The following is a 23,022-nucleotide window of genomic DNA, read 5'->3' on the forward strand; positions in this document are numbered from 1 at the left end:
GAGCCGCAACCGAGTGTTCCCCCGACCTCGGTTTTCCGACGCCCGGCTCAGGTTTGCTCCCGTCGGCCGGCGCGCTGCCGGTCGACGGCGGCGCCGTGCTGACTCGGCGTGGGTCGTAGAGTGCCGTCGTGAGTTCGGATCCCAGCACACGCTCGGCCCGGGTCCGGGTGTCCGGCGATCTCTATCATCCGGTGATCCCGTCGGACGCGGTTTACGTGGGTCGGCAGGGCTTCGGGCTGCGGCGATCGCCGTGGGCCAACCCCTACAGCGCCCGTTTGCACGGCCGGGCCGAAGCGTTGCTCCTCTACCGTCAGTGGCTGGATGAGCAACCTGAGCTGGTCGAGCGGGCACGTCAGGAGTTGCCGGGACGTGTGCTGGCGTGCTGGTGCCCGTTGACGGTGGACTGCCATGCCGACGTGCTGCTGGAGGTCATCGGCTGAGTCGTAGCCGGTGCCGGCCGGTGGGCCGTCGCGGTGCGTAGACTCCGCCGATGCTGAATGCCTGCGGCCGGGCGGCCTGGTTGCCGACGTAGAACGCGACGTCGCGGTCGGCGCCGCACAACTGGTCCAGGAACTTGGTGCGTAGTTGATCGGCGGCCTCGGCGTCGGTCAGCCCGCCGAGACGGCGTTGGAGGGCGACGAACTCCCAGTCGAGCAGGCTCTGCCGGTGTCCGCGGCAACGGCGATCGGCACACCGGTAGCGGTAGGCGCCGGTGAAGCGTGGGGCTTGCAGCGGGGCGCGGTCATGGTCGTCCAGGATGTCGAGCTGACTGAGGTAACCGTTGATTTTGGCTTGCTGTTCGGGTGTCCATCCGCGGTGCCGGGTGATGCTCAGGCTGCTGACGTCGTGGACGCGGATCAGAGCGATCGATCGGGCGCTGGATGCGGCGCGTGCGTGCTCGACGAGTTGGCACATCGAGTCCTCGACGTACGGGTCGAGGTAGTCACGCCGGGCGTTGCCCGTGTTGAGATGGTGCTCGGGCCGGACGCTGCCGACGACGGGCCGCCAGCTCTCCTGGCGTTGGTCCTGGACTGCAGGGAGCGCGTCGACGGTGACGATGTCGTACTTGCGGAACTTGTTGTCGTCGTCGAGGTCACGAAAATGGATCGGGTACAGGCGGATCCAGCTGCGCCGGCCCGGGTCCACGCTCAGCGCACCCACGCAAACGGTCTCGCCGTGCCTCGCCGAGGGGTTCGGCGCTGCCTTGACGGTGATCAACAGTCGCAGCGTCACGGTCGTACCGGTTCTGGGCTCAGGGCTGCGCTGGTCGTCGGGCCCCCAGAAAGACAGTTGGGTCACGGCACCACCTGTGCGAAGAGTGTTTACGCAGTAACTCCTAGCTACAGTGATGCTGACAGATGTCTTTCATGAACGCGAGACAGTCCTACCGCGACGAGGCGGGGATCAGATCGGTGCCGGGGTCGCAGGTCAGGATGGCGCGGCGGACGGCGGCGACTCGGGCTGCGGCCGTGCGTTCGTCGAGTTGGTGCAGTCGCTGCAGCAGGAGCTGGGCGTCGCGGTGCTCGGGCTTCGTGCCGAGCAGCCAGGCCGACGCGGCCTCGACCACCGCGGGGTCGGTGCCCGGCTTCTCGTCGGGGCAGACGAACGGGCGTACGCCCAGGTTGTCGGTCATGAGGGTTTCGAGGCGGTCGCGGTAGAGGGCGTGCCCGTCGTCGCCGATGGCCAGGGGGATGAGCAGGACGTCGGTGGACTGCTGGCCGTGGATGCTCTCGTAGTCGAAGTGTTCGATCGCCCTCGTCGGGGCGTTCGGCAGGCGGGCGAAGCGGGCCAGCGCCGCGCGGGCCTGGGGTGTCACCTCGTCCAGCAGTCCACTGTGCATGCGGGCCACGCAGATCTGGGGCGTGTCCGTCGTGCAGACCAGTTCGCGGGCGACCGGGTCGATCGGCTCGTGGCGGAAAGCCGAGCCGCCCTGCATCACCAGGATCGCGGCGGTGGTTCCGGCCACTGCGGGCAGCAGAGCGCGCCACCGGAAGGCGGCGAACAGCAGCGCGCCCGTGACCGCGAGGCCGGCCAGATGGAGCAGTTGGGCCGAACTCAGGCGTACGGGGATGGTCACGAAGTCGCTCGGGCCGCCCAGACCGTAGGCGGGGAAGAGCAGTGTGCTCAGCCACTCCCGGCGCCCGGTGATCTCGCGGGCGGCCAGCGGCGACGCGATGGAGGCGATCGCGAGCAGCGGGGCGGTCACCAGGTACGGCAGCAACCGGCCCACGGCCAGGCCGAACCAGACGGCCGCGACCATCGCCGCCACGCCGACCGCCACCACGCCGGCCACGGCGCCGAGCGGCAGGTACTCCACGGTGCCGGCCAGCCGGGCGGCGGCCGCGAGGGTGGCGCCGGCGTACGCGACGGCCATGGCCAGGCCGTACACCAGCAGGATCGGAACCGCCCGCAGCAGGGGAGGGCGAGCCACGCCGGCGAACATCTCGGTGACCCGGGAGCGGTGCTCGCGGCGGCCCTGCGCGGCCCCGGCGGCCAGGGCGAGACCGAGGAAGAACGAGAGGTACCACCGCTGGTCCATCGCCAGCAGCATGTAGCCGGAGGTCCACCGGAAGGGCGCGTAATACAGCAGCCCGGCTCCGAGGGCCAGCAACGCCAGGGCCGTCCACAGCGCGGGGGTCCGGCGCAGCTCGATGAGGAAGATTCGGCTCACGTCGGTTAAGACGCTTCCCGGCGGCTCGCGGATCTCAGATGGCGGTGGCCTGCGTCACATTCGGCCGCAGCCCTCTGGCCGCCAGGCGGATGATTGCCCGGCGGCCCGAGGGTTGTGTAAGACACCAGTCAGCTCGGTGGTTCATGCGCCTCGTGCTGTCCTGACCGGGTCCGGCGTTGCCGGTGCTCGGCCTGGGACGTCTCGCGCATCCAGGTCAGATCTAGCGGTTGTGCGGGCCACCGCGGTGGTTGTCGCCGCCGCCGCGGCGGTCGTTGCCACCCCGGCGGTCGTGGTCGTGACCGTTGCGGCCGTCCCGACCGCGGTGGTCGAAGCCGCCGTGGCGACGGTCCCGGTCCCGCATCCAGTCGTTACGGTGCGAGCCCGGACGGAAGTGCCGGAACTGGCCCGGGCGGACCTGCCGGAACTGACCGGCCCAGACGGGACGGAACTGGGTCGGGAAGCCCCGCACGACCTGGAACGGCCGGCCGAAGCCGAACGGACCCCAGTTGTCGTAGTCAGCGACCTCGAGGGCCCAGGCGCCCCGGCGCGGTCCGACGGGCACGATGTTGCAGTCGAAGTCGTCCCAGGCGCCGCTACGCTCGCCGTAGACGCCGGCCAGCTGGCAGTCACGCAGCGACCGGTAGAAGCCGACGATCTGGCTCTCGCCCCGCCACACGTTGTGGCTGACCGTGGTCTTGCTCTCCGGGGCCACAGGAGCAGCCGGCGCGGCCTGAGCCGGACCCATGCCGACGGTCATGGCGGTGAGAACGCCGAACCCGCCCAGGGTCAGGGCGCGGGTGAGCTTGTTCATGTTGATTCCCCTCATATCCGTGCTTTGCGTGCCTTGCCCCCTGAAAACGGCGGTTTACCGACGCGGGAAGTGGATCTCGCGGCCACCTCGTGAAGCAGAACGGCCCGCCCCCGACAACCGAACGGTTGACTCGATTCGCGGTGCTTCGCCCCCGCCCCCGCACCGGGCGGCCGAGCGCGCGTTCGTTCCGTACGATGTCGGCCGAAGCACCGGCGGAAGGGCCGAGATCTGTGGCTGATGATCATCCGGATGTACGAGAAAGCCCAGCTCGCGGGATGGTTCGCCGCGCTGCGCCGCGTGTCGTCGTCGTGCTCGTGCTGAGCGCCGGGAGCGCCCTCTGGTCAGCCCTGTCGACGGGTGTGGTGGCTCATGCCGTGCGGTCGTCCGGTTTCGTCGTGATCGTCGCGGCCTTCGCGTCCAAGGACTGGTGGCGCTATGTGAAGCTCGGGAAACCGGCATCGTGGCGGATCGACCACGGGGGCGACACCGCGTTGTTCGTCATCGACCCCGGGCCGGAACGCTGGCAGGTGATCGCGCATCTGAGGGAGCACGGTGGCTTGAGTTACGGCGAGGCCTCCGAACGGGCCGACGATCCCTCTCGGCCGGTATGGGACGACCTGACCCGCGAAAGCGCCGACCGGATCGGCGCCGTCCTGGCCGGCGCCGGCGCGAGCGTACGGGTGGGGCCGAGGCGGAGCCCGTCCTGGTCCCGCGACGTGACCGGCCGATGAGGGAGTGAGCCGTGGTGAACTGGGTGGACGAGGCGATCGACGACCCGCGGCCGGCGTCGGACGAGGCGGTGCGACAGGCCGAGGACGAACTGGAGGTCAAGCTGCCGGCGGAGTTCGTGGCGGTGGCCCGCATTCATCAGGGCGCCGCACCGGTTCCGGCCGGGGTCGATCTGCCCAACGGCTTCGGCACCGCGGTCGACCACCTGCTGCACTTCGAGGACTCGCCGTTCACCAGCAACATCGTCGCCGCCATATTTCCCCTGCTGGACGTGCTGGACGAGGGCATCATCCCGTTCGCCGCCGACGTGGGCGGCGACTTCTTCTGCTTCGACTACCGCGCGAGCAACGACGACCCGTCGGTCGTCTTCTGGAGCGTCGACTGGGGAGTGGTGCCGCTGGCGCCGGACTTCGCCGCCTTCCTGGCCATGCTGCGTCCCTAGGACCGGTTCTCGCGGCGGATGACCAGCCGCAACCCCGACCAGATCTCGTCGATCGCGCACACCTTGTTGTCGACCAACCCGGTCGGCAGCGCGATCTCGCGGACGACGTCCTCGGTGACATCCGTGGGCACCTTCGACGCCCGCTTCGGCCAGGCCACCCAGAACCGGCCTCAGGCAGGACGTAGTAAACCAGCATGTATTCGTCTTGCTGCGCGAGATTTGCCGGCCGCCCGTTCGGCTACTTCGTTGCGGCGGCGAGTCGTGCCGCGAGGGTTCGGATGTGGGTCACCAGTTCGGGTGGCTCGTGGACCTCGAAGTCGAAGCCCATGGTCGTCACGTGGATGGCCAGTTCGTCGAGTGAGTTGGACCCGGTTCGCAGGGTGCAGGTGTGGTCGTCGATCGGCTCCAGGGTGCCGGTGGTGGGCGAGATCCGTTCGGCCGCGGTTTCGGCGTCGACGTGCATGGTGAACCGCGCCTGGTAGCGGTAGGCCGAGGTGGAGATCGACCGCGAGGTGTAGCCGCTGAGGTCGGGTTCGGGTGGGGTGCGCGGGGTGAAGCGGGGCCCGGTGGGCGTACGCGGTTCGAGGCGGTCCACCCGGTAGGTGCGCCAGTCCTGACGGTCGACGTCCCAGCCGACCAGGTACCAGCGCCGGCCGGCATGGACCAGTCGGTGCGGCTCGGTCGTACGGGTGACTTTGGTTCCCTCGTGGGTGCGGTAGTCGAAGCGGAGCCGGTGCGAGTCGCGGCAGGCGACGGCGATGGCGGTGAGGGTGTTCGGGTCGGCGGTGGGACCGCTGTGGGCCACCGGCACCGTCACCGATTGCAGGGCGTTGATCCGGTGGCGCAGCCGGGACGGCAGGATCTGCTCGAGTTTGGCCAGGGCCCGCACGGAGGTCTCCTCGATGCCGGTGATCGAGCCGCCGGTCGCCGTGCGCAGGCCCATCGCGATCGCGACGGCTTCGTCGTCGTCCAGCAGCAGGGGCGGGACGTCGGCGCCGGCGCTGAGCCGATAGCCGGCGGTGCCCGCACTGGCCAGCACCGGGTAGCCGAGCGCGCGCAGCCGCTCGATGTCGCGGCGCACGGTCCGCGGCGTGATCTCCAGACGCTCGGCCAGTTCCGCACCGGACCAGTCCCGGCGGGTCTGCAGGAGCGAGAGCAGTCGCAGTAGTCGGGCCGGTGTTTCCCACATACCTGAAGTCTGACATCCGGTTAGGACGATTTTCGTCCTAGGCGGCTTCTAGCGTTGAAGGCATGGAGGACAAGAGCAAGATCCGGCCCTTTACCGTCGACATCCCCCAGGCTGATCTGGACGACCTGCGCGATCGGCTCGCCCGCACCCGATGGTCGGCCGACCTGCCCGACGCCGGCTGGAGCCGCGGCGTGCCGGTGTCCTACCTCAAGGGGCTCGCCGAATACTGGCGCGACGGCTACGACTGGCGCGCGCGGGAGCGGCAGCTGAACAGCTTCCCGCAGTACACCACCGAGATCGACGGGCAGAACGTCCACTTCCTGCACGTCCGCTCGCCCGAGCCGGGCGCGCTGCCGCTGATCCTGACCCACGGCTGGCCCGGCTCGATCGTCGAGTTCCTGAACGTCATCGGCCCGCTGACCGATCCCCGCACGCACGGCGGCGACCCGGCGGAAGCGTTCCACGTGGTGGTTCCGTCGATCCCGGGCAGCGGGTTCTCCGGGCCGACCCGGGAGGCCGGCTGGGACACCAACCGGGTGACCCGGGCGTTCGCCGCCTTGATGGACCGGCTCGGCTACGACCGCTACGGCGCGCAGGGCGGCGACACCGGCGCTGTCATCTCACCGGGACTCGGCCGGCTCAATCCCGACCGGGTCGTCGGTGTGCACGCGAACGGGCTGTCGGGGTTCACCGAGATCGATCCGGACGAGGTGGCCGAGCTGACCGAGGCCGAGCGAGCGCGGCTGGCGCACCTGGAGTACCTGAACACCGAGCAGTCCGGCTACGCGATGATCCAGATCAGCCGCCCCCAGACTCTCGCGCACGGCCTGCACGACTCCCCGGTCGGGCAGCTGGCCTGGATCGTCGAGAAGTTCAAGGAGTGGACCGATCCGGCCGCCGACCTGCCCGAGGACGCGGTGGACCGGGACCTGCTGCTCACCAACGTGATGCTGTACTGGCTGACCGGCACGGCCGGGTCCTCGGCCAACAGCTACTACGAGACCGCGCACTCCGGCGCCTGGGGCGCGAGCGAGCGGTCCCCGGTGCCGACCGGCGTCGCGGTGTTCCCCCACGACGTGTCGATCCGGCGCACCGTCGAGCTCGAACACAACGTGGTGCACTGGACCGAGTTCGACCGCGGCGGCCACTTCGCGGCTATGGAAGCCCCCGACCTGTTCGTCGGCGACGTCCGCGAGTTCTTCGCCAAGCTGCGCTGAACACCACCGCGGAACATGTCGTGCGCACTACCGGCTAGCCGGTATCGGGGATGGGCGCCTGCCGTGACGACAACCGGGCCGGCGGACGGCATCGTCAGGGCATGACAGCTGTTCCGTACGCGCCACCGCGAGTCCGCACGATGGCCGACGCGATCCGTGCGGAGGGCCGCCTGCCGGTCGACCTGGTCCGCGCCATCGGCCTGCAGCTGCTGGACGCCCTGGAAGCGGCCCACGGCACCGGCATCGTCCACGGCAACGTCCAGCCCGGCGCCATCCAGTTGACCGACGACGGCCGGGTGATTCTGCTGCTCAGCGCCCCGGGCGGTGTCGCCGAGCCCACCCGCGCGGGCGACCTGCTCGCGCTGGGCGCCACCCTGTTCGCGGCGGTGGCCGGCCGCCCGGGCTTGCTGCGGCCGGCCATCGAGGCCTTGATGAACCCGGACGACCGCGACTGTGTCGACCGGGCGCGTGCGGTCCTGCGTCAGTACTTGAACTGACCGACCAGGGTGTGCAGGGTCGAGCTCATCCGGGCCAGGTCGGCCACCGCCGTCTCGGAGGCGACGATCGCGGTCGAGGTCTCGGAGACGGCCGTCGAGACCGTGGACAGGCTGGTCGAGACCTCGCGGCTGCTGGACGAGGCTTCGGTGACGTTGCGCGACATCTCGGACGTGGTGGCGGTCTGCTCCTCGACGGCCGAGGCGATCGTCGTCTGGTAGTCGTTGACCCGGGCCACGATCTCGCTCACCCGGCCGATCGCCTCGCTGGTGGCGGTCGCGCTGAGCTGGATGTCGGCCACGCGGCGGCTGATGTCCTCGGTGGCGCGGGCAGTCTCGGTGGCCAGCTCCTTGACCTCGCTGGCGACGACGGCGAAGCCCTTGCCCGACTCGCCGGCCCGGGCCGCCTCGATCGTGGCGTTCAGGGCCAGCAGGTTGGTCTGCTCGGCGATGGCGGTGATGAACTTGACGACGTTGGTGATCTCGGCCGAGGACTGGCCGAGCGCAGTGACGGTGCGGCTGGCCTCCTCGGCCACCCGGACCGCCTCGACGCCGGCCTGGCTGGCGTCGGAGGTGCTGTTGGCGATCTCGCGGATGGAGGCGCCCATCTCCTCGGCGCCGGCCGCGACGGTGGTCAGGGCGGTGCTCATGGCCTCGGTCGAGTGAGCCACGCCGCCGACCTCGCGCGAGGTCTGCTCGGCCGAGCCGGAGATCTGGCGCGTACCGGCGGAGAGCTCCTCGCTGGCCGCGGCCAGCGAGTTGGCCTGGTCGCCGATCTGGGCGACGATGCCGGACAGCTTCACGACGAACCGGTTGAAGGTGGCGCCCAGGACGCCGAACTCGTCGCGCCGCGACTCGTCGACCCGGTGGGTCAGGTCGCCGTCGCCGTCCGCGATCTCGGACATCCGGCCGGTCAGGGCGTTGAGCGGGCGCAGGATGCTGCGGCCCAGCAGCCAGGCCAGGAGCATGACCAGCAGGGCGGCCAGCAGGACGCCGGCGATGACGGCGATCCGCGAGGTGTCGGCGGTCCGCTCGGTCGAGGCGGCGCGCACCGCGAGCAGGCTGGACTCGGCCTCCTCCATCCCGGTGAGCACGGTCCGGATCTGGTCCATGACCGCCTTGCCCTTGTTCGTGAGCACGACCGTCCGGGCCGCGCCGAAACCCTCCGTACGCCGCAGCTCGATCGTCTCGGCCAGCTCGTCGAGCTTGGCCTGGACCAGGGGGCGGAGCTGGGCGATGCGCTTCTGCTGCTCGGCGTTGTCGGCGGTCAGGCCGGCGACGTCGTCGATCAGGCCGGTCATGGCCTTGGTGGCCGCGGTGTAGGGCGCGAGGTAGGACTGCTCACCGGTGATCAGGTAGCCGCGCTGGCCGGTCTCGGCGTCCTTGAGCGCACCAGTGATCTTCTCCAGCCCCTCCAGCACCTGGTAGGTGTGCACGACCTGGCCACTGTTCTGTTCCAGCGTGCTGGTGTTGCGATAGGCGAGCGCGCCGACGACGCACAGCACCAGCAGGGGGACGGCGAACGCGGCGACCATCCGCGTAGTGATGCGATGCAGCCAGCTCATGCTCGGGGAGATCCTTCCAGGGGGAGTGAACGCCACCTTGTTCGGACGCCGGAGCGACGACTGAAGGATCTTGGGCACGGCAAACCGCGGCTGAGAGAAAATTTCACATTTACATCTATGAATGACGTGTGACTCTTCTTACACTCGCCCCACGGTGATCAAGCTGGGGGTTGGGATGGCGAGACTGCGCACAGCGCTGGCGGGCTTATTGGTGCTCGGGCTGGTCGGAGGGGCGCCGTTACCGGCGTCGGCGGCTCCGGCCTGGGCCCCGGCCCAGAATCTGGAGGGCGCGTGCGTCTCGCTCCAGGTGTACGACGGTACGACGTCGCGCGGCTACGTCCGGAAGGACTCCGTCGGGTACGGCTTCACGAACACCGCGTCGGCCGCCGAGCCGTTCCGGTTCGAGGCGACCCAGCTCGGCCGCTATCTCCTGCGTGACTCCGCGGGCAAACCCCCGTACCAAAGCGTTCTGGGTTGGGTCTGGACCGGCGACGAGTACGGCGAGCGCGCCGACTGGACCGTCAGTGTCGCCGACGGCCGGTACCGGTTCGTGTCGACCGCGACCGGGCAGCAGCTGGGCGTCTACCTGGGTGGGCTCGGCGCGGGCAACAGCAACTCGACCGTCGCGCTGGCCCCGGCCAGTGGCTGCGCCGCCGTCCCCGACATCGCCACCGGGGTCAGCGGCACCCCGGCCCCGGGCGTGGACGCCAACGGCAAGCTGGTCGGCTGGATCGACGCGCACGCCCACATCACCGCGGCCGAGGCCTTCGGCGGATCACTGCACTGCGGGGACGCGTACGCCCCCGGCGGCGCACCGGTCGCGTTGAAGGGCTGCGCCTCGCACGCGACGCTGGGCTGGGGTGCCCTGCTCGAGGCGATCATCGCCGGCACCGACCCGATCAACTCGGCCGAGGACGGCTGGCCCACGTTCGGCGACTGGCCGCAGAACGACACGATGCTGCACGAGGCCTCGTACTTCCGCAGCCTGGAACGGTCCTGGAAGTCCGGGCAGCGGGTGCTCAACGTGCTGCTCGTGGCCAACCGGGTGATCTGCGGCCTGACCCTCGAGCACACCTCGTGCGACGAGATGGACCAGATCCGGGCCCAGTCCCAGTACCTGCGCAAGATGCAGGACTACGTGGACGCTCGCAGTGGCGGCCCCGGAAAGGGCTGGTTCCGGCTCGCCACCACCCCGGCCCAGGTGCGCCAGATCGCCGCCCAGGGCAAGCTGGCCGTCACCATCGGCGTCGAGAACTCCGAGATCTTCGGCTGCCGCGAGGTCAACGACGTGCCGCAGTGCACCAAGGCCCAGATCGACGCCGGGCTGGACGAGCTGACCGCGATGGGTGTCAGCGGCATCTACCCGGTCCACAAGTTCGACAACGCGTTCGGCGGCACCCGCTTCGACGAGGGGGTCACCGGCGCCGCGGTCAACGTGGGCAACCTGATCTCGACCGGCCACTGGTGGCAGGCGACCTCGTGCACCGGCCCCTCCGACAACGAGCAGCCGATCGTCAGCGACGACTTCGCCCGCTTGCTGCAGCTCGGCGTGGGCCTGCCGGCCGGTGCCATCCTGCCGGTCTACCCGAGCGGCAAGATCTGCAACGTCCGCGGCCTGACCGACCTCGGCCGCTACCTGGTCGAGCGGATGATGGACCGCGGCATGATCATCCACATCGACCACATGAGCGTGAAGGCCGCCTCGACCGTGCTCGACATGGCTTCGCAGGCCAACTATCCGGGTGTGGCCTCGGTGCACAGCTGGTCCGACCCGACCATGGTCAACCGGATGCTCGGCGTCGGCGGTTTCGTCGCCGGCTACGCGTTCTCGGCCACCGACGACGGCCAGGACACGGGCACCTTCCTCGACGAGTGGCGCACCAACAAGGGCCTGGCCAACGGCAACAAAATCACCGGGTACGGCGTCGGCTCCGATGTCAACGGCCTGGGCCCCCAGGCCGCGCCGCGCCTGAACGCCGGCTCGAGCCCGCTCGTCTACCCGTTCACGGCGACCAACGGCACCCAGGTCGCCAAGCACGTCTACGGCTCCCGCACCTTCGACCTCAACACCGACGGCGTCGCCCAGTACGGCCTCTACGCCGACTGGATCGTCGACCTGATCAACCAGGCCGGCCCCGACGCCACCGCCCTCCGCCGCGACCTGCTCAACGGCGCCGAGGCCTACACCGTGATGTGGGAGCGGGCAAGATCGTAGTGGTCCGGCCAGCCGCCGCGCCGAATCAGGCCGAACCCGCTTGATCCGGCGCGGCGGGGCTGCGCTCGACGTCCCGGGCCAGTGCGCGCAGGGTGGCCGCGAAGCCGATCCGACCGGCGAGTGACAGCAGCGGGCCGGCGAAGCGGGTGAGCCCGTGCGGCACGACAGTGACGTCCTCGAACCAGACCACGCGGCAGCGCGGACCGGGCAACGGCGTCACCGAGAACCAGGCCCGGCCGTGCACGACCCGCCCCGATTTCGTCACCTCACACCGCCCGAGCCGGTCGCCGTGCGGGGGCTCCCAGACGACCACGGTCATCGGGTCGTCAAAGGCGAGTGGCCCGATGCCGGTGCGAGCGGTGAACCCGGCACCGACCCCGTCCGCGCGGTCCGTCACCGTTCGCACGGTCGTCATCGGCGCCCATCGGCCGTGCCGGGGCCAGTCCACCAGCGCGGCCCAGACCTCGGCGGCGGGCGCCTGAACCTCCTGAACCACAGTGAAACGGGCCATGGCGCACTCCAGATCGTCGGCGGCTACGTGTTCGGGCCGGGCCCTGCCGCCCAGCCTAGGGCCGCCAACGCTGATCACGCGTGAGAAGTGGGAGCAGGCGACGGATCACCCCGACCGCCGAGCTCGAGGGCGCCGTCCAAGCCGACTGCAACTAGCAGTTGGGGTAGGCGTTCTTGAAGTTGGTCCACGACGGGGTCCAGGCACCGCTGGTCAGGCGTAGGCGCCAGTACTGGTCTCCGCCGGTTCCGGTGACGCCGACCAGTAGGTTGCCCGTGAACACGGGCGGAGGTCTAGGGCGTCGGTATGTCGTTCCGGGTCGGGATGAGCTCGGCCTCGACCCCGGCTGCGGTGTCGGCGTCGGGGCGGACCAGTTCGGGGCGGACCTCGTGCGGCAGGAGCGAACCGCTCAGGATCTCTTCGGCGAAGTGGCAGGCCACGCGCTGACCGGAGTCGTCGAAGACGCGCAGGGCGGGGCGTTCCTCGGCGCAGCGCGGCTGGGACCACGGGCAGCGCGTCCGGAAGCGGCAGCCGCTCGGTGGGTTGGCCGGGGACGGCAGGTCGCCGGCCAGCAGCATGCGCTCGCGCCTGTCCTCGACCTGCGGGTCGGGGATGGGCACGGCCGAGAGCAGAGCCCGAGTGTACGGATGCAGGGGCCGCTCGTACAGCTGGCCGGCCTCGGCCTCCTCGACCAGCGCGCCCAGGTACATCACGCCGATGGTGTCGCTGATGTGCCGGATCACGGCCAGGTCGTGCGCGATCACCAGGTAGGTCAGCCCGAGCTGGTCCTGCAGGTCGCCCAGCAGGTTGACCACCTGGGCCTGGATCGACACGTCGAGGGCGGACACCGGCTCGTCGGCCACGATCAGGTCGGGGCCGAGCACCAGGGCCCGGGCGATGCCGATGCGCTGACGCTGGCCACCCGAGAACTCGTGGGGGTACTTGGTGAGCGCGGATGCGGGCAGGCCGACCGAGTCGAGCGTGGATCGCAGCCGTTCGCCCGCCGAGGCGCCCAGGCCGTGCGCCTTGAGCCCCTCGACCAGCAGCGACTCCACCGATTGGCGCGGGTCGAGGCTGGACATCGGGTCCTGGAACACCATCTGCATGCGACGGCGGAACTGGCGCATCTGCTCGCCCTTGAGCGCGCGCACGTCGGTGCCGTCGAAGGTGATCCCGCCGCTGGTCGGTTCGACCAGGCGCAGCAGGCCCCGCCCCAGCGTCGACTTGCCGCAGCCGGACTCGCCGACCAGGCCGTACGTCTCGCCCCGCTTGATTGTCAGGGACACCCCGTCGACGGCGTAGACATAGCCCACCGTACGGTCGAACAGCAGTCCGCTCTTGATCGGGAAGTGAACCTTGAGATCGTCGATCTCGACCAGTGCCTCGGTCATACCGCCACTTCCTTCGGTACGGGGTTGGCGCACCGCAGCGCACCGGCGCGGAACGTCGGTTCGAGGGGCACCGTCTCACCGATGCAGTCGTCGACCACCCGGTCGCAGCGCGGGGCGAAGGCGCAGCCCTCGGGCCACGGGATGTTGTCGCTGACCGAGCCGCGGATCTGGTGCAGCCGCTCGCCCCGGTCGACGTCGAGGCGGGGCACCGACTGCAACAACCCGTGGGTGTACGGATGGCGGGGCTCGGCGAACAGGTCGTGCCGGTACGCCCGTTCGACGACCTTGCCCGCGTACAGGACGTTGACCGTGTCGCACAGCCCGGCCACCACTCCGAGGTCGTGCGTGATCATCACCAGCGCCGTGCCGGAGTCGTCGACGAGCTCCTTGAGCAGGGTCAGGATCTGGGCCTGGATGGTCACGTCGAGCGCGGTGGTCGGCTCGTCGGCGATCAGCAGGCGGGGCTTGCAGGCCAATGCGATGGCGATCAGCGCCCGCTGCCGCATGCCGCCCGAGAGCTGGTGCGGGAACTCCTTGAGCCGCCGGGCCGGGTCGGGGATGCCGACCGCGTCGAGCAGCTCGCGGGCCTGTTTCAGGGCCGCCTGCCGGGTGCGGCCCTGGTGGCGTTCCAGCACCTCGGCCACCTGCACGCCGAGCGGGATGACCGGGTTGAGCGAGGACAACGGGTCCTGGAAGATCATGCCGATGTCCCGGCCGCGCCAGTCGCGCAGGTCGCGCGGGCGCAGCTGGAGCAGGTCGGTGTCCTCGAAGCGGACCTCGCCGGTGACCTTGTTGCCGCGGCGGGGGAGCAGCCCCATGATGGCCAGGCTGGTGACGGATTTTCCGCAGCCGGACTCGCCGACCAGGCCGACCGTCTGGCCGGGTTCCACCGTGAAGCTGACCCCGTCCACCGCCGTGACGGGCCGGGTGCCCTTGCGCTGGAAGACGACCGACAGTTCGCGGACGTCGAGCAGAGGAGGCATTCGGGTCACCGCCGGTTCTTCGGGTCGAGCGCTTCGCGGATGCTCTCACCGAGCAGGGTGAAGCCGAGGGCCACAAAAATGATCGCCAGGGCCGGGAAGTAGGCCAGTTCCGGTCGTACCTCGAAATAGCGCACGCCGTCCACACCCAGCATCAGGCCCCACTCGGCCCGGTTGATGTCGGGGTCGCCCAGGCCGAGGAACGACAGCGCCGCCGCGTCCAGGATGGCCACCGCGAACGTCAGCGTGGCCTGCACGATGACCGCGGTCAGCGAGTTCGGCAACATGTGCCGCAGCACGATGTCGCGGCGTTTCACCCCCAGGGCCCGAGCCGCCAGTACGTGGTCACTCTCGCGCTGGGCCAGCATCGACCCGCGCAGTAATCGGGCGAAGATCGGCACGTTGACGACCGCGACCGCCACGATCACCGTCCACTGGGTCGACTGGCGGGCCAGCGCGACCAGCGTGATCGCCAGCAACAGGCTGGGCAGGGCCAGCATGACGTCGGTCAGCCGCATGACCACGGCGTCGACCCAGCCCCCGATGGCACCCGCGAGCGCGCCCAGCAACACCCCGAGCAGCAGCCCGATCAGCGTGGCCAGGACGCCCACGAACAGCGTCTGCCGGGCGCCGTAGATCATGCGGGACGCGAAGTCGCGGCCCAGCGGATCGCTGCCCAGCGGATGCCCGGCCGTGGCGCCGGGGATGCTGTCGACCGTGAGGTCCTTGGTCAGCTCGGGGAAGCGTTGGACCGGGTCGTGCGGGGCGACCAGCGGCGCGAAGATCGCGATGATCAGGAACAGCAGGATGAGCACGGCCCCGACGATCGCCGTGGGGTTGCGCAGCAGCCGGCGGCCGGCGTCGCGGATCAGGCTGACCCCGCCCGGCTCGGTGGTGCGGGCGATCAGTTCGTCGATGCGCTTGCGCTTGTGGTCGGCCAGCGTGGCCAGTCCACCGGGTCGGGTCATCGCACACGCACCCTCGGGTCGATGACCGCGTACGACAGGTCGACCACCAGGTTGACCACGACGAAGACGGCGGCGGCGAGCAGGATCAGGGCCTGGAGCACGGGGTAGTCGCGGCTGCCGCTGATCGAGTCGGTGATCAGCGTGCCCAGCCCGCCCCAGTTGTAGACCTTCTCGGTCAGCACCGCGCCGGCCAGCAGCGCCCCGGTCTGCAGGCCGATGATGGTGACCACCGGCAGCAGGGCGTTGCGCAGCACGTGCCGCTTGCGGATCGTGGGGTTGCGCAGGCCCTTGGCGTCGGCCGTCCGGATGTAGTCCTCGTCGAGGACGTCGAGCACGCTGGCCCGGGTGATCCGGATGATGATGGCGAGCGGGATCGTGGCCAGCGTCAGCGCGGGCAGCACGAGATGCCAGAGGGCGTCGGCCGAGGCGTCGAGCTCCCGGGTCAGCAGCCCGTCGAGCACGAAGAACCCGGTGACGTCGGTGTTGTCCAGGCCCGTGCTGATCCGGCCCGACGGCGGAAAGATGTGCACGCCCTGGGTCAGCCAGTCCTTGAGCAGGTAGCCCAGGAAGAAGATGGGGATCGAGATGCCGATCAGGGTGACGATGATGGTCGCGTTGTCGAGCAGCCGCCCGCGGTGCCGGGCCGCCAGGTAGCCCAGCGGGACGCCGAGCCCGATGGCGATGATGATCGCGGCCAGGGCCAGCTCGACCGTGGCCGGGAAGGACCGGCTGATCACGTCGGTCACCGGCTCGCCGGTGCGGATGGAGTTGCCGAAGTTGCCGGTCACCACGTTCTTGAGGAAGCGGCCGTACTGCACCCAGATCGGCTGGTCGTAGCCGAGGGCACGGGTCAGCAGCTCGCGGGTCTGCGGGGTCGCGCGTTCGCCCAGCAGCGCGTCGACCGGCCCGCCGGGCAGGCTGCGCAGCCAGAAGAAGACCAGGGTCATCAGGGCCAGCAGGGTGACGACCAGCTGGACCAGGCGGCGCGAAATGATTCTCACCATGAGGAGTTCCTTTGTGCACGCCGGGGCCCGGCCCTGACGGGCCGGGCCGCGGGAAGACCTACTTGGTGAGCGAGACCGTGTTGAACTCCTCGGCGGTCAGCGGGCTGGGCACCAGACCCTCGACGTTCTTGGTGGTGGCCAGGGCGGGCGGGGCGTGCCAGATCGGCACGGCCGGCAGCCACTTGGCCGCGAGGTCGCGGTTGACCTGCTCGAACGCGGACTTCTTGGCCGCCTGGTCGACCGTCGCGTCGGCCTTGCCGATGGCCGTGAACATCTCGGTCATGGCGTCGTCGCCGAACTCGGCCTTGGCCCGGCCGAAGAACGTGCCGACGAAGTTGCCGGGGTCGTTGTAGTCGCCGGTCCAGCCGAGAATGTGCAGGTCCTGCTTGCCGAACTGCTGCACGTCGTCCTTGAAGCCGCCGTTCCACGGGCGCGGGACGCCGTTGACCTTGATGCCGGCCGCCTGCAGGTCGTTGGCGAGCACGGTGAAGATCTCTTGCGGGTTCGGCATGTAGGGCCGGGACACCTCGGTCGGGTAGTAGAAGTTGAGCGTCAGACCGGTCGCGCCCGCCTCGGACAGCAGCTGCTTGGCCTTGTCGACGTTGTACTCGTACTTCTGCACGTCGTTGGCGTAGCCGGAAACCGTGTTGGGCAGGAACTCGTCGGCCACCGCGGCGCCACCCGGGCCCTTGGTCTGCACGAGCTGAGCGCGGTTCAGGGCGTACGCGATCGCCTGGCGTACGCGAAGGTCCTTGAGCTTGGGGTTCTTCTGGTTGATGCCCAGGTAGAGGATGTTGAAGGCGGGCCGGTCGAGCACCTTGTAGCCCTCGTCGGCCAGCGCCTTGCGGTCGGCCGGGGCCGGGAAGTCGATCGCCTGCACCGTGCCCGCGCGCAGCTCCTGCTTGCGGGTGTTCTCATCCTTGATGATCTTGATGATCATCTTGTCGACCTTGGCCTTGTCGCCCCAGTAGTCGGGGTTCTTGTTCAGCGTGATCTCGCCGGTGGCCTTGTTCCAGCCGCCGTACGTGAAGGCGCCGGTGCCGGTCGGGTGCTCGTTGGCGAACGCGCTGTACGAGAACGAGTCGCCGTTCTGCGTCACCGTGTCGGAGTCGTACTGCTTCATCGCGGCCGGACTGGCGATCGAGAACGCGGTGAGCGTGAACGCCCCCGGGAAGGCGCCCTTGTACCTGGTCATCGTGACGACCGCGGTGTTGGCGTCGGACGCCTTGCAGTTGTCGTAGAGGGCGTCCTTGTTGCCCGCGAAGCCCCCGAAGACGTCCGTGTAATAGATCATCTGGGACTGGGCGGCCTCGCCCTTCATGTTGAACCAGCGGTCGAAGTTCGCGCAGACCGCGGTGGCGTCGAGCGGGGTGCCGTCGTGGAACTTGACCCCCTGGCGCAGCTTGAACGTCCACACCTTGCCGGTGGGGTCGTTCTCCCAGCTCTCGGCCAGACCGCCGACCAGTTCGGCCGTGCCCGGCTTGTGGGTGATGAGGGTGTCGTACATCTGCCGGATCGGCCGGAACGACTCACCGTCGTCGTTGAAGATCGGGTCGAAGTTCTTCGGGTCCCCGGCCCCCGCGAAGATGAAAGTGCCGCCGGTCGCAGCTTCGCTGCCGCCGCCGTCGCGGTCGCTGTCCGCGCAGCCGGCCACGCCGATCATCGCCACCGCCATCGCGCCGGCCGCGATGACCTGCATTCTTGATGCACGCATCCTGTCCACCTCGTCCTATGGGTACGGACCATCGCCGTGTCCTATGGGTACGGACAAACGCGGTGACGCTGGTCACCGTTTGGCGAGACACTAACCAGTTCCGGCCAGGCCCGGCGCGGGTTGGTACCGGATCGTGTCCTACCGGCGACCGCCGAACGTCCAGCGATGCGTCTCGATCTTGTCGTAAGCGCCGGTCAGGGCCAGGAGGTCCCGGATCCGCGCGGGATCGTCGAACTCTCCGATCACGACTGTCCCCTCCCAGTCCTCGCCGTCGGAGGAGAGCAACCGTCCGAACGCGATGAGCCGGTCGCGGTCGAGGGCGGGCTCGGTGCGCTCGGCCCCGGGCCAGTCCATCAGCGGCCGGGCGTGCGCGAGGATCAGGAACCTCTCGGCCCGCCCGCCCGGGAAGTCCCACATCGTCCGGCCCAGCAGGTCGACGTACCGCCTGATCGTGACGTGGCGGTAGACCCCGGCCCGATAGTTGGGCTCGTCGAAGGCGAAGACGTGAGCCGTCTCGGCGTCGGGCAGTTCGACGATGTGCACGCTGCCGGTGGCGCGCTCACGGTCGTCGGTGAGGGTGGGCCCGCGCGCGATCATCCCGTCGGCGTACCGGTCCATGAACGACCAGTGCGCCTCGACGAGTCGCTGCCGCAGCTCAGCGGAGTCGTCCCGGTCCCGGCCGTAGAAGAAGTAGTCCACCCGCCGAGGATGGCACCGGCCCGGTACCTCGACGGCGCCGACGCCGGACTGAACGCGGCGGCCACGCTGCCCTCGCACCGCGGCCGGGGCGCGCAGTCGGCGTTGATCGCGGCGCGGGCCGCCGCGGCCGCCGAAGCCGGCTGCCGCCACGTGCACGCCGAGACGTGGAAACCGGCCGACGGCGCGCCCAACCCGGCGCTGGCCAACCTGCTCCGAGCCGGCCTGACACCCCTCTACGAGCGGGACAACTGGGTGTGGCGGGCCAAGGCCTGATGCACGGACCGGACGGCGCTGGAGCCCTCGCCGACCGCGGCGGCGACGCGTTTCATCGATCCCGACCGCACGTCACCGGCGGCGAAGATGCCGGGCACACTCGTCTCCAGCGGCAGCCGGTCGCCGTCCAGCTGCCGGTCGGTCAGCACGAAACCGTCCGGGTCGAGGGCGACGCCGGTGAGCCAGGACGTGGCCGGAACCGCGCCGATGAAACAGAACAGACCGGCGCACTCGAGCCGTTCCGAGTCCTTCTCATTGCGTACGGAAATCGCCGTCAATCGGTCCGGGCCGTGCAGGGCTGACACTTCTGTGCCGGTGCGCACGGTGATGGCCGGCTCGGCGCGGATGCGGTCGACCAGGTAGGACGACATGGCCGCGCCCAGCTCGGGCCCGCGGACCAGCAGCGTCACCGACTCGGCGTACTGGCTGAGTTGCAGGGCGGCCTGCCCGGCCGAGTTGGCGCCGCCGATCACGGCCACCGGCAGCCCGGCCACCGACTGCGCCTCCAGATCGGTCGCCGCGTAGTAGATGCCGGCCCCGGTGAACTCGTCCCAGCGGTCCAGCGGCAACGAGCGGTATTCGGCGCCGGTGGCGATCACGACGGCCCGGGTCCGGATGTCGGTGCCGTCGGCCAGCGTGATGGTGTGCAGCTCGGCGCCGGGCCGCAGGGTCGTGACGCCGCACGGGGTGGCGATCTGGGCGCCGAACTTGAGCGCCTGCACCGCGGCCCGCGCGGTCAGATCGGCTCCGCTGAGGCCGAACGGGAAGCCCAGGAAGTTCTCGATGCGGGCGCTCGTCGCGGCCTGACCGCCGGTGGCCACCGCGTCGAGCAGCACGGTGGCCAGCCCCTCGGACGACCCGTAGACGGCGGCGGCCAGCCCGGCCGGTCCGGCCCCGACCACCACGAGATCGTTGACGGCCCGCCCGGTGCGGCGGTAGCTGAGCCCGAGATGCTCGCTGAGCGTGCCGGTGGAGATCGACCGCAGGACGGCCCGGTCGGTGACGGCGGCGGGCAGATCGGCCGGGCTCAGGCCGGCGGCCGCCATCGTGGCCACGGCCTCGGGCGACGCCGGATCGAGCCAGGCGTGGGCCACGCCCTGCCGGTTGAGGAAGGTCCGCAGGGCCAGCCCTCGCCCGGACCCGGCCGCGCCGATGATGCGCAGATCCTGGGCCGCGCCCCGGCGCAGCAGCCGCCGGGTGGCCAGGGCGGCCCGCAGGAACACGTCGCCGAGGTCGGACTCGCGGCCCATCAGCCGGCGGAACGACTCCGGGTCGATGCGGTCGACGACGCCGGCGGCCCCGGCCCGGATGGCCAGGGCCCGGGTCTGGCCGGTGAACAGGTTGAGCTCACCGGCGAACTGGCTCGGCCCGTAGCGCAGGAACACCGCGCCGCCGGGGGCGTGCACGGCCTCGAGGCTCGCGGTGCGGCACAGCAGCAGGTCGGTGTTGCTGTCGCCGAGCTCGAACAAGACCTGCCCGGCCTCGACCTCCTCCGGCACCCCGTACGCGGCGGCCCGGTGGTACTGCTTGTCGGTGAGCCGGTAGGTGGCGGCGGCCACCACGTCGGAGCTCCGGTTCCCGATCTCGGGGAACGAGGACGGCATGCGGATGTCTTCCGGACTACTCACCACGAGCGCCCACCTCCCGCAGCCGGGCGTCGAGTTGACGGCGGCCGCCGATGCCGAGCTTCGGGTAGGCGTTGTAGAGGTGTGTCCCGACCGTGCGGGGTGACATGCGCAGATGCATGGCGATCTCCTTGTTGGACAGGCCGTCGGCGGCCAGCAGAATCACTTGTCGCTGTTGCGGGCTCAGCGCGCGCAGCGGCCCGGCCTCGGCCTGCGGGTCGCCGGCCGCGGTCAGCTCGATGCGGGCGATCGCGGCCAGCCCCTCGGCGCCCAGGTTCTCGAGCAGCGTCACCGCCTCGGCCAGGTGCACCCGGGCGTCCACGACCCGGCGCCGCCGGCGCAGCCACGTGCCGTAGTGCAGCCGGGCCAGGGCCCGCTCGAACGGCCAGGCCGCGCCGGCCGGATCGTCCACGGCGGCCCGGAAGCCGGCCTCGCTCGTCTCGTCGTCGGTCAACATGGCCCCGATCTGGGCCCGGCGCATCCGGCCGCGCGGGTTGTCCGGTCCCACCGTGGCCGCGAGTATCCGCAGGGCCTCCTCGGCCCGCCCGGTACGGACGGCGGTCACGGCCAGGCCCAGCAGCATGTGGCCGGTGAAGTCCGGATACAGGGCGGTGCCGTCCGGCCCGAACAGGGCGCGATGATGCCGGTACGCCGCCTCGTGGTCGCCCTCGGCGAAGGCCGAGATGCCCAGGCTCTGGCGCAGCCGCGCCCCCACCCGGCGGTTCTGCTGCAGGTCGATGCGGGTCCACACCGACTCGACCATGCGGCGGGCGCCGGGGCCGTCGCCATGCAACCCGGCCAGCGACGCCTGCATGGCCACGACCTCGACCTCGAGCAGGCGCAGATCGGCGCCGTCGCAGGCGGCCCGGGCCCGGGCGATCAGCGCGTCGGCCTCGGACCAGCGACCGGCGTCGATCAGGCTGCTGGCCAGCGGCAGGAACAGCTCGGGCAGTTCGCCCAGCTTTCCCGGCCCGGACCGGGCGAGCGCCGCCTGGCGCAGCTCGATCGCGGTCGCCGTGTCCCCGGCGAGGTCGGCGGCGTGGGCGGCGGGGACCACCGCGCCCGACCCGGCTCGGCGCCGGAGCCGCCGCGCGACCGCATGGTGCTCGTCGAGACCGGACAGCTGCGCGACCAGGTCGGCCGCGGCGGCGATCGGCTCCGAGACGCTGTCGCGGGCGTGGTCGAGCAGCAGATCCATCGCTTCGCGCTGCCGGGCGCTGCGGCACAGCCCGACCGCGGCCTCGGCGGCGAGGGCATCGGTGATCGCCGCGGGGTCCCGGTGCTGCACCTCCGCGTAGAGTTCGCGGACCCAGCTCGTCTGACCCATCGCCCCCGCGCTGAGCAGCGCCGCCGCGTAGCGGCGGGCCGCGTCGGCCGGGGCCGGTGACAACTCGGCCGCCCGGTGCAGCGCCTCGGCGTGATCGGCGTACGCCCCGCGCTGCCGAGCCTGTTCGCCGGTGCTCTCGAGAGCAGCGGCGACCGGCTCGGACGGTCCCGTCGTGCTCGCGGCCAGGTGCCGGGCCTGGACGAGTGATCCGGCCGGCAGCGCGGCCGCGAGACGGCGGTGCTGGTCGGCCCGGTCCAGGGCGGTCCGGGACAGGTACGCCGCGAGCCCGGCCAGCGGATCGGCCAGGCGCACGGTCGAGCCGGTCGGCTCCAGGAGTCCGGCCGCGACGGCCCGATCGAGTACCGGCGTGGGGACCGGCCCGGGGTCCTCGCCGCCGAGCTGCCCGGCGAGCTCCATCGTGGCGCCGTCCAGTCCGGCGAACAGTGCCGCGTACCGCTGCTGCAGTCGCACCGCCCAGGTTGGCGGCGGGCTGAGCACGTCCGCCGTGGTGGCCGCCGGGAACAGGCGCGCGACGTCGGCGATCACCCGCGGCTTGCCCCCGGCCAGGCGCAGCAGATGCCGGCGGCCCCGCCCGGTGACCTGCGGGAGCCGGGCCGCGGCCAGCCGGGCCAGGACCGGCTCGGGCAGGGACGCCAGGGGCAGGACGCCGGCGCCGGGCGGCAGCAGCCCCGGCATCCGGAACCGGCGCAGACCGAGCAGGAAGACGACCGGTCCGGGCGGGGAGGCGATCAGGTCGGCGACCACCCGGGCCGACACCGGATCGACCAGGTGCAGGTCGTCGACGACGATCAGCGTCGGCCCGGGCCGCCGCCGCAGCAGGGCGCGCAGGCTCGCGACCAGGGCGGCGGTCAGCTCGGCCGGTCCCCGCGAGCGCAGGCTCAGGGCGTCCACCGCCACCGAGCGGTCCGGGTCGGGCAGCTCGTGGATGTGCGGCCGCAGGGGGATCAGCAACTGCTGGGCGGCCAGGCCGTCGAGCTCGCTCTCGTCGTGGTGGCCGGTGGTGCTCAACACGCGGAAGCCCCGCTCCCGGGCCTCCGCGGCCGCGTACTTCAGCAGGGCCGACGTGCCGACGCCGGCCTCACCCACGAGGGCCACGGCCTGGGCCCGGGCCCGGTCGAGGATCGCGCTCAGCGCCGCCTGTTCCTGGTCGCGGCCGAGCAGGTCTGTTCCGTCCACAGG

Annotated in this window: 23 protein-coding genes; 7 read left to right on the forward strand and 16 right to left on the reverse strand. The window is 70.9% G+C overall.

Translation table 11 applies throughout. The annotated features are described in order from the left end of the window. Positions 1–128: 128 nt before the first annotated feature. Positions 129–440: a DUF4326 domain-containing protein gene (locus M1L60_RS25405; protein WP_253240018.1), complete on the forward strand. Its 312-nt coding sequence runs from the start codon at positions 129–131 to the stop codon at positions 438–440. On the opposite strand, the gene M1L60_RS25410 is transcribed toward M1L60_RS25405, so the two are convergent. From M1L60_RS25410 to M1L60_RS25420, 3 genes are all read right to left on the reverse strand, one after another. After that, positions 430–1,299: a DUF8757 domain-containing protein gene (locus tag M1L60_RS25410; protein ID WP_253240019.1), complete on the reverse strand. Its 870-nt coding sequence runs from the start codon at positions 1,297–1,299 to the stop codon at positions 430–432. The two genes, M1L60_RS25405 and M1L60_RS25410, sit on opposite strands and share 11 nt — an antisense overlap. 85 nt (positions 1,300–1,384) lie before the next feature. After that, the gene (locus M1L60_RS25415) at positions 1,385–2,671 is read right to left on the reverse strand and encodes a hypothetical protein (RefSeq protein ID WP_253240020.1); all 1,287 of its coding nucleotides are present in this window, start codon (positions 2,669–2,671) and stop codon (positions 1,385–1,387) included. Positions 2,672–2,891: 220 nt separating this feature from the next. Then, a complete protein-coding gene (locus tag M1L60_RS25420) occupies positions 2,892–3,482 on the reverse strand; it encodes a hypothetical protein (RefSeq protein WP_253240021.1) in 591 nt (196 codons plus the stop codon). A 275-nt stretch (positions 3,483–3,757) separates the two neighbouring features. Here M1L60_RS25420 and M1L60_RS25425 point away from each other — a divergent pair, with 275 nt between their 5' ends. Then, positions 3,758–4,213: a hypothetical protein gene (locus tag M1L60_RS25425; RefSeq protein WP_253240022.1), complete on the forward strand. Its 456-nt coding sequence runs from the start codon at positions 3,758–3,760 to the stop codon at positions 4,211–4,213. An 11-nt stretch (positions 4,214–4,224) separates the two neighbouring features. After that, positions 4,225–4,653 carry an SMI1/KNR4 family protein gene (locus tag M1L60_RS25430; protein ID WP_253240023.1) on the forward strand — a complete coding sequence of 143 codons (429 nt, stop codon included), beginning with the start codon at positions 4,225–4,227 and terminating at the stop codon, positions 4,651–4,653. On the opposite strand, the gene M1L60_RS47150 is transcribed toward M1L60_RS25430, so the two are convergent. Both M1L60_RS47150 and M1L60_RS25435 read right to left on the reverse strand, forming a co-directional pair. Continuing rightward, on the reverse strand, positions 4,650–4,784 hold the full coding sequence (locus tag M1L60_RS47150; protein WP_256517063.1) for a hypothetical protein: 135 nt from the start codon (positions 4,782–4,784) through the stop codon (positions 4,650–4,652). The genes M1L60_RS25430 and M1L60_RS47150 overlap by 4 nt on opposite strands. A 107-nt stretch (positions 4,785–4,891) precedes the next feature. Beyond that, on the reverse strand, positions 4,892–5,842 hold the full coding sequence (locus tag M1L60_RS25435; RefSeq protein WP_253240024.1) for a helix-turn-helix transcriptional regulator: 951 nt from the start codon (positions 5,840–5,842) through the stop codon (positions 4,892–4,894). 62 nt (positions 5,843–5,904) lie between these two features. Here M1L60_RS25435 and M1L60_RS25440 point away from each other — a divergent pair, with 62 nt between their 5' ends. Both M1L60_RS25440 and M1L60_RS25445 read left to right on the forward strand, forming a co-directional pair. Next, on the forward strand, positions 5,905–7,059 hold the full coding sequence (locus M1L60_RS25440) for an epoxide hydrolase family protein (RefSeq protein ID WP_253240025.1): 1,155 nt from the start codon (positions 5,905–5,907) through the stop codon (positions 7,057–7,059). 101 nt (positions 7,060–7,160) lie between these two features. Beyond that, on the forward strand, positions 7,161–7,556 hold the full coding sequence (locus M1L60_RS25445) for a protein kinase family protein (RefSeq protein WP_253240026.1): 396 nt from the start codon (positions 7,161–7,163) through the stop codon (positions 7,554–7,556). Here M1L60_RS25445 and M1L60_RS25450 read toward each other — a convergent pair. Continuing rightward, a complete protein-coding gene (locus tag M1L60_RS25450; protein WP_253240027.1) occupies positions 7,541–9,118 on the reverse strand; it encodes a methyl-accepting chemotaxis protein in 1,578 nt (525 codons plus the stop codon). The genes M1L60_RS25445 and M1L60_RS25450 overlap by 16 nt on opposite strands. Before the next feature lie 175 nt (positions 9,119–9,293). Here M1L60_RS25450 and M1L60_RS25455 point away from each other — a divergent pair, with 175 nt between their 5' ends. Continuing rightward, a complete protein-coding gene (locus tag M1L60_RS25455) occupies positions 9,294–11,333 on the forward strand; it encodes an amidohydrolase family protein (RefSeq protein ID WP_253240028.1) in 2,040 nt (679 codons plus the stop codon). A 25-nt stretch (positions 11,334–11,358) separates the two neighbouring features. Here M1L60_RS25455 and M1L60_RS25460 read toward each other — a convergent pair whose 3' ends face one another. From M1L60_RS25460 to M1L60_RS25490, 8 genes are all read right to left on the reverse strand, one after another. Beyond that, positions 11,359–11,844 carry an SRPBCC family protein gene (locus M1L60_RS25460; protein ID WP_253240029.1) on the reverse strand — a complete coding sequence of 162 codons (486 nt, stop codon included), beginning with the start codon at positions 11,842–11,844 and terminating at the stop codon, positions 11,359–11,361. Positions 11,845–11,995: 151 nt separating this feature from the next. Beyond that, complete coding sequence (locus M1L60_RS47155) at positions 11,996–12,124, reverse strand: hypothetical protein (RefSeq protein ID WP_256517064.1); 129 nt, start codon at positions 12,122–12,124, stop codon at positions 11,996–11,998. A 10-nt stretch (positions 12,125–12,134) separates the two neighbouring features. Beyond that, positions 12,135–13,232, reverse strand: a complete 1,098-nt coding sequence (locus M1L60_RS25465) for an ABC transporter ATP-binding protein (protein ID WP_253240030.1) — start codon at positions 13,230–13,232, stop codon at positions 12,135–12,137. Further along, positions 13,229–14,215, reverse strand: a complete 987-nt coding sequence (locus M1L60_RS25470; protein ID WP_253240199.1) for an ABC transporter ATP-binding protein — start codon at positions 14,213–14,215, stop codon at positions 13,229–13,231. The genes M1L60_RS25465 and M1L60_RS25470 overlap by 4 nt, the downstream gene beginning before the upstream one ends. A gap of 5 nt (positions 14,216–14,220) precedes the next feature. Beyond that, positions 14,221–15,180: an ABC transporter permease gene (locus M1L60_RS25475; protein WP_253240031.1), complete on the reverse strand. Its 960-nt coding sequence runs from the start codon at positions 15,178–15,180 to the stop codon at positions 14,221–14,223. Further along, entirely contained in the window at positions 15,177–16,184 is a 1,008-nt protein-coding gene (locus tag M1L60_RS25480; protein WP_253240032.1) for an ABC transporter permease, read from the reverse strand. The genes M1L60_RS25475 and M1L60_RS25480 overlap by 4 nt, the downstream gene beginning before the upstream one ends. A 58-nt stretch (positions 16,185–16,242) precedes the next feature. Then, positions 16,243–17,898: an ABC transporter substrate-binding protein gene (locus M1L60_RS25485; RefSeq protein ID WP_253240033.1), complete on the reverse strand. Its 1,656-nt coding sequence runs from the start codon at positions 17,896–17,898 to the stop codon at positions 16,243–16,245. Between the two features lie 138 nt (positions 17,899–18,036). Continuing rightward, complete coding sequence (locus M1L60_RS25490) at positions 18,037–18,597, reverse strand: YciI family protein (protein ID WP_253240034.1); 561 nt, start codon at positions 18,595–18,597, stop codon at positions 18,037–18,039. Positions 18,598–18,606: 9 nt separating this feature from the next. Here M1L60_RS25490 and M1L60_RS25495 point away from each other — a divergent pair, with 9 nt between their 5' ends. Then, complete coding sequence (locus M1L60_RS25495; RefSeq protein ID WP_253240035.1) at positions 18,607–18,870, forward strand: hypothetical protein; 264 nt, start codon at positions 18,607–18,609, stop codon at positions 18,868–18,870. Here the strand turns inward: M1L60_RS25495 and M1L60_RS25500 are convergent. Next, positions 18,831–20,498: an FAD-dependent oxidoreductase gene (locus M1L60_RS25500; RefSeq protein WP_253240036.1), complete on the reverse strand. Its 1,668-nt coding sequence runs from the start codon at positions 20,496–20,498 to the stop codon at positions 18,831–18,833. The two genes, M1L60_RS25495 and M1L60_RS25500, sit on opposite strands and share 40 nt — an antisense overlap. Next, positions 20,491–23,019, reverse strand: a complete 2,529-nt coding sequence (locus M1L60_RS25505; protein ID WP_253240037.1) for a helix-turn-helix transcriptional regulator — start codon at positions 23,017–23,019, stop codon at positions 20,491–20,493. The genes M1L60_RS25500 and M1L60_RS25505 overlap by 8 nt, the downstream gene beginning before the upstream one ends. Positions 23,020–23,022 lie beyond the last annotated feature (3 nt).

The organism is Paractinoplanes aksuensis, assembly GCF_024137025.1.
GTDB lineage: Bacteria > Actinomycetota > Actinomycetes > Mycobacteriales > Micromonosporaceae > Actinoplanes > Actinoplanes aksuensis.